This window comes from Prevotella rectalis (assembly GCF_900607215.1).
Taxonomy (GTDB): domain Bacteria; phylum Bacteroidota; class Bacteroidia; order Bacteroidales; family Bacteroidaceae; genus Prevotella; species Prevotella brunnea.
This window is the reverse complement of the sequence record NZ_LR027819.1, coordinates 124,486-125,509: the sequence shown is the minus strand read 5'-3', so window position 1 is coordinate 125,509 and position 1,024 is coordinate 124,486. Positions and strand designations below refer to the sequence as shown.

Below are 1,024 nucleotides of genomic sequence, written 5' to 3'. Positions count from 1 at the left end.
TTTCGAATTACACAAGCAGCAGCGAGGGTTTTGTTACCCTTCAGTCATTAATCATGAACTCCCTGATGTATCATGAACGAGAGTTGTTCGTCAGCGAAAATGCCCATGAGCAATGCAATGGTTTCCGTTCTCGTCGTTGGTACAGTCACGGCTTTGAGTTCTCGCTCCGTATTCCGCGCAGTCGTAGCGGAAACTTCTATCCCATTCTCTTAGGGTTGATACGCAGCGAAAGCGAGGAACGTGCCAAATTGTTCAATCTCCTCTACACCAAAGGTCTTACCACGGAGCAGATAGGCGAGATTTCAAATTGCGTCTATGGTCGTTCCTACAGCAAGCAGCAGGTATCGCATCTTGCCGGCAGCTGCCGTGAGGACGTCGAACGGTGGCTTTGCCGTAGCCTTTCCTCCCACTACTTAGCCGTCTATATCGACGCCACCTTTATTTCCACCCGTAGGGACAGACAGGTGTCCAAGGAAGCCTACTATACCATTCTGGGGGTATTAGAAGACGGCAGCAGGGAGGTGCTCACGGTTGTCAATCATCCCACAGAAGGGGCTCTTTGCTGGAAAGACGAGCTTGAGGCCTTGAAGCAAAGAGGCGTCGAACAGATAGACTTAGTTGTTTCCGATGCATTGCAAGGAATAGAGAATGCCGTCTGTGCAGCCTTTCCCGGTGCCGCACACCAGTTCTGCGTGGCACACGTTAAGCGACAGATACTCAGCGGCGCATCACATAAAGACAAACTGGTAATGGCGCAGCAGCTCAGTGAGGTGTTCCAATTGGAGAACAACGAGATGAATTCCTTGCAGGGATACGAACAATTCATTACCTTTGTCGAGAAATGGGAAAGGAAATATCCTGCACTAAGAAAATACAAGGCCGAACGCAACAGTGCCTATTTCACGTATATGGACTTCCCGGCTCAAGTGCAGAGGTGCATATATACGACCAACTGGATTGAAAGGCTCAACAGGAAGTACAGGAGAACCATCCAAATGAGAACATCCATGCCATCAGAGAAGTC

General features: G+C 49.4%; 1 protein-coding gene. It reads left to right on the top strand.

What is annotated here, in order from left to right; translation table 11 throughout:
• The coding region (locus E0E16_RS15055) for an IS256 family transposase (protein ID WP_255418086.1) at positions 1-1,024 on the top strand (1,024 nt) is incomplete at both ends.